General features: G+C 63.4%; 5 protein-coding genes. All 5 read left to right on the top strand.

Annotated features, from left to right (window positions below):
* Positions 1-619 (top strand): hypothetical protein (locus AHiyo1_RS25870; protein WP_216363320.1); only part of this gene is annotated, 619 nt, incomplete at its 5' end.
* A 155-nt stretch (positions 620-774) separates the two neighbouring features.
* The gene (locus tag AHiyo1_RS23090; RefSeq protein ID WP_059390163.1) at positions 775-1,344 is read left to right on the top strand and encodes a hypothetical protein; all 570 of its coding nucleotides are present in this window, start codon (positions 775-777) and stop codon (positions 1,342-1,344) included.
* 115 nt (positions 1,345-1,459) lie between these two features.
* Positions 1,460-2,608: a hypothetical protein gene (locus tag AHiyo1_RS23085; RefSeq protein ID WP_059390162.1), complete on the top strand. Its 1,149-nt coding sequence runs from the start codon at positions 1,460-1,462 to the stop codon at positions 2,606-2,608.
* A 142-nt stretch (positions 2,609-2,750) separates the two neighbouring features.
* On the top strand, positions 2,751-4,514 hold the full coding sequence (locus AHiyo1_RS23080; protein WP_059390161.1) for an AAA family ATPase: 1,764 nt from the start codon (positions 2,751-2,753) through the stop codon (positions 4,512-4,514).
* A gap of 157 nt (positions 4,515-4,671) precedes the next feature.
* Positions 4,672-5,031, top strand: coding sequence for a hypothetical protein (locus AHiyo1_RS23075; RefSeq protein ID WP_059390160.1), 360 nt, complete (start codon positions 4,672-4,674; stop codon positions 5,029-5,031).
* The last annotated feature ends 96 nt before the right edge of the window (positions 5,032-5,127 follow it).

Genomic DNA, 5,127 nt, shown 5'->3' with positions numbered 1-5,127 from the left:
CGCGCAGCTGGATGAGCTGCGCGCGGATCTGGCCGTGTCGGGACTGGTGCTGCGGCCTGTGACGATCAAGACCGGGAAGCGAGGGCAGAACGTGCCGGCGGCGGCCGACGGCGCGCTCTCACCTCTGGCGACCCGGATTGAGAAGGGCGCGGCGTATGACTTCGACGAGGTGAAGGCCCTGGATCTGCATCATCTGGGCTACGACTTCTTCTCGGACACCGAGATCGGCGGCAAGGCTCGTCGGACGTTCGCTCTTGAAGCTCAGCACCGTCGCCGGCTGCTCGTCGGAGCGATGACCTATCTGGACGAATCCGGACAGGCCGAATCCATCGCCGGGCTTCCGGTAGACGACGTGGCGAGCATGACAAAGCTGGCAGCAAAGCTGACTCGCGAGGCAGCTGAGACAGGGACCAGCCTTCTGCCGAGCCGGTTCGCAGAGCTTCGTGCCCAGCAGGAGATCGAGAAGACCCGACGACACCCCGTGACGGCGCTGGATGCCGGGCTGGCGGTTCGACTGCAGGGGGAGATTGATCAGGCCGCGATCGAGGCCACGAGTTCGTTCGATTACGAGGCAAACCGTGACCTGGATGGAGTCGAGTCGAATCCCGCAGGCGACTAAATCACCATTCGATACACCATTCAGAGTTGCTTTCGACTCTATTCAGTATTAGTCTTTGGATCATTCGCGGATGAGTCGAATGGCCCAGAAGCGAATGTGACAGATCAGTACCGACTCGTCAATCGAGTCGGGCAACGAAATTAAGGAGACAGATCATGGCACAGCTTCGGGGTCCGGGGTCGATGACCGGCGTCAACCTTCTCGCGAAGGTCTACGACAACGGCGTGACCAAGGACGGCAAGTTCCGCTTCGTCGACGCCCAGATCGACGCCCGCGACCAGCGCGGTCCGGCGCAGACCAACCTGCACCTGACCTCCCAGCGGGTGAAGGACAGCGACGGCAAGACCCGCTACAACAACGGTGCGGCCTACAGCACCGGCCAGTTCGAGGAGATCGTCAAGGCCGCCGGCCCGAACTTCGAGCCCATCACGAACAAGGACGGCGAAGAGATCGGCCGCATCTACGCCGTCAAGGCCAACGTGATGCCGTCGACCAAGGGCAACGGCCTTGTGCTCAACACCAAGTCCCTCGAGCAGTCCGACTTCAAGGTCGACAGCAAGACGATGGACCAGCAGTTCGCGTCGATGAAGGCAGCCAAGGAGGCCGCCGACGCCGCAAAGGTGTCCCAGGCCAAGGAGGCTCCCGCCGCCGAGGCGCAGGCGGAGGCTCCCGAGCAGAGCACCGACGTGCCGCTATTCGAGGACGAGGAGCTGGCCGTCGGCTAGTCCGCACAGGGCTGAACGGCAGAGCACAGCACGCCTCACGAAAGGCCCCCGGATTGCGATCCGGGGGCCTTTCTGCTTCCCCAGCACCACCAGACAAGACAGAGAGAGCAGAACCATGGCAGACCTCACGAGCTACTTCCTGGAGACGGACCGTCCTAGGGGCGTCAATCTCCTGGTCAAGACCTACGACCGCAACGCCACCGAGCACGGGCTTCGGCGCTACCTCGACGTCCAGGTCGATCACCGCGACCCGAACGGGCGTCAGGCGGATCCGCATCTGACCTCGATCCCGGCCCGCGACGGACAGGGGCGTCCCCGGCATAATCACGCCGCGGCTTACGGGCACCCGGACTTCGACACGATCGAGTACAACGCCGGGAGCAATCGACAGCCGATCCTGAACGAGCGAGGCGAGAAGATCGGCACGGTCTATGCCGTGAAGGCGGAGCTGGTGCCCTCGCCGTACGGCGACGGTGGCCACTTCATCAACATGAACACTCTCGAGCCCTCGGACTTCGAGGTCGACCCGACGACGATGACCCGGCAGGCCCTCTCCGCGCGACGAGTTCGACAGGAACAGGCCGAGGACGCCTCGGTGATCTTCGAGGATGACCTGAGTGCGAACGCCCGACGCGAGAACACCCATACCGATCTCAGTGACGGCATCTACCGAGGTGTGTCGATGCCGGCGGGTGTTTCGAGCCAGGCCGGTCTCGGGGCTGCGCATGGGCCGAAGAGCGCTGTGCCGTCTTCTCCCCCGCCGGGTGCGCCTGGTTCGCGGTTCAATCCGATCGTGAGACAGCGGCATCCGGAGATGTCGATCCCGGAGAGCCCCAATCCGGGGATGATCAGCTCGAACGATGTGCCGAAGGCGCGGAAGAAGCTCAGGGCACCGACGGCACAGGAGATCTCTGCATTCGGCCGGGTCAGCCAGGCAGCTGTCGAAGGTGCCCGGACCGGCGCGCAGATCGGCAAGGCCGTCCCGAAGCTCGGCCCCGTTGTCGGTGGCGTCGTGGGCGGGGTGGTCGGTGCCGGGCAGGGTGTTGTGCGCGAAGCGGATGCAAAGGTCGCCGTGGACGCCGAGATCATCGAAGCAGAGATCGTCGAGGACGAGCGGTCCTCGAACCCGTTCGCCGCGGCCGGAGCACGGTTCGGCACGGCATCGGCAGGAAGCACCGCTCCCCCGAGGTCGTCCGCGAGGACATTGTACCCGTATCAGTACGAGGAGGAGAAGAAGAGCAGCGACTCCCCGCAGTTCGGATGAGCCGAACGGCGATTCGAAAGGCCCTGTGGAGTGATCCATGGGGCCTTTCGCCCGCTTAGAGCCCGCAGTCGGATAGGTCTATCGTGATAGGATTCGACTGATCTTTGAATGGAACTCGAATGGAACGAAGGAGCGATCACGGATGTTCGCAGATGCCCGACTGAATGAGAACTACCCCCTGCTGGCGCGACTGTCCGAACCGCTGAAGCCGGCGGAACGTGAGATCGTCGGCCGCGAGCATGAGATCCAGCAGGTGCTGGCGGGCATGGAGCGACCCGAGCTGTCGAATATCCTCCTGCTCGCAGAAGCCGGTTCGGGTAAGACAGCCCTGGTACAGGCCACGATGCTCGAGGACCACAAGCGTCTCTATCTTGAGGTGGACCCGGCGCGCATGATCTCCGAGGCCGGCGACAGCAATCTCATGGCCGCGACGCTCAAGGGCTTCTTCGACGAGGCGGAGCGGTACGTCAAGCACGAAGATCACGAACTTGTACTGTTCATCGACGAGTTCCACCAGATCGTGCAGCTTTCGGACGCCGCGGTCGAGGCGATCAAGCCGGTGCTGGCGGCATCGGGCACCAGGGGAATCCGGGTGATCGCCGCGACGACCTACGACGAATTCCACATGCATATCGCGCCAAACCAGCCACTGGTCGAGCGCCTTCAGCGCATCAGCCTGGCCCAGCCGGGACGAGAGACGACGATCACGATCCTGCAAGGTGTGGCCGAGCGCTATGGCGTGGCCGAACAGTTCGTCGACGATCATCTCTTCCGTCAGATCTACGAGTACACCGAGCGCTACATGCCGGCGAGTTCGCAGCCGCGAAAGTCGATCCTGGTGCTCAACGCGATGGTCGGCTGGCACCGCCGGGGGCGGTCGATGAATAGGGACCTGCTCGCCGACGTGCTCCAGGAGTCGCTCAACGTCAACGTCTCTTTCAAGGTCGACGTCGCGAAGATCAAGCAGCAGCTCGACGCGAAGGTGCTCAGCCAGGATCTGGCCACGAGAGCCGTGGCCCGCCGCCTGCAGCTTTCGGTGGCAGATCTGCAGAACCCGGGTCGGCCGATGGCCAGCCTGCTGTTCACGGGCAGCACGGGTGTCGGCAAGTCCGAGCTGACCAAGCAGCTGGCCAAGCTGCTCTTCGGCGACGACCAGCGCCACCTGATCCGTTTCGACATGTCCGAGTTCGCCGAGGACTCCTCGCTGCAGCTGTTCCGCTCGGAGCTGACCAAGCGGGTGTGGGACCGATCGCACGCAGTCGTGCTGATTGACGAGGTCGAGAAGGCCTCGGCGATGGTGACGCGACTCCTGCTGCAGGTGCTCGATGACGGCCGCCTGACGGACGACAACAACCGGCAGGTGAGCTTCCTCAACACGTACATCGTGCTCACCACGAACGCAGCCTCCGAGGTCTACAAGACGATCGCTGACTACGCCCCCGACGACACCGGCTCGGGCAAGGAGCTCATGGAGTACGAGAAGCTGATCCGGCGCTCAATCACGAAGACCCAGGCGGACAATCGCTTCCCGCCCGAGCTCCTGGGCCGAATCGACGCCATCGTCCCGTTCCAGCCCTTGTCGCTGGCGACGCAGCAGCAGATCGTGAAGAACAAGCTGCGCGAGCTGGTGCAGGAAGTGCACGTGAAGCACAACGTGCGCGTGACGATCAATCCCCGCGTGTTGCAGTACCTGATCGAGGACCGCGGCAACACGGACTCCGATGCCGGCGGTGCGCGTGCGGCTGTGGCCAGGCTGACCAGCGAGGTCACCACGGAGGTTGCGACCTTCATCAACCAGTTCCCGGCAGAGCGTCGGATCGGAATCGACATCGAGGGTGAGATGGTCAGCGACCGGAAGGATCTGCGGACATCTGACGCACACGTCATGGTCTTCACGATGCAGTGACACCCGCGAGACGAGCCGAGTTGAGCCCCAGTCGAACGATTCGACTGGGGCTCTTTGCTCATTCGATAGATCATTTGATTGTTGCATTCGATATGCACGACAGACTATTCTGATAAACGAGGCGAATCGTGACTCACAACCGAAGGGATCGACAGGCATGAGCATTCTGACAGCACCGAAGAAGACTGAGAAGAAGGAGCGGCAGAAGAAGCCGGATGAACTCCTGGCATCGGTCGTGCGTGAGACCGCGGTTCCCGCGGCCGTTGAGCTGCTGCGCAGCAACGCACCGTTCGTCTTCCCCAGCGGCACCGCCTGGGCCATCCTGGTGCTCGCCGCCGAGCGGATCGGCGGACTGAGCCGCAAGCAGGGTCGCGACGAGGCCAAGGGCTCGCTCATCGAACTCATCGAGGCAGACTCGATCTGCACGCTGGCAACCGCGACATGCTCTCCGAGGAGGTCTTCGGAATCATCCCGACGACCGAGACCCTCGCGCGCATGGAGGAGTACTCGCTGCTGACCGCGCCGACGGCCGCTGACGGCAAGACGCCGCTCTACAGCTGGGCGGTCGTCTACCAGAACCAGAACGGCCTGCAGGTCGATCTGGTCGCGGACG

The sequence above is a fragment of the Arthrobacter sp. Hiyo1 genome (assembly GCF_001263615.2).
Classification (GTDB): Bacteria; Actinomycetota; Actinomycetes; order Actinomycetales; family Micrococcaceae; genus Arthrobacter.
Note: the sequence above shows the minus strand (reverse complement) of the source record. Positions and strands in the feature narration are given on the sequence as shown.

Excerpts from the sequence above, each read along its gene's own strand:
- AHiyo1_RS23090 (WP_059390163.1), top strand. The coding sequence starts at position 775 with ATGGCACAGCTTCGGGGTCCGGGGTCGATGACCGGCGTCAACCTTCTC.
- AHiyo1_RS23085 (WP_059390162.1), top strand. The coding sequence starts at position 1,460 with ATGGCAGACCTCACGAGCTACTTCCTGGAGACGGACCGTCCTAGGGGC.
- AHiyo1_RS23080 (WP_059390161.1), top strand. The coding sequence starts at position 2,751 with ATGTTCGCAGATGCCCGACTGAATGAGAACTACCCCCTGCTGGCGCGA.
- AHiyo1_RS23075 (WP_059390160.1), top strand. The coding sequence starts at position 4,672 with ATGAGCATTCTGACAGCACCGAAGAAGACTGAGAAGAAGGAGCGGCAG.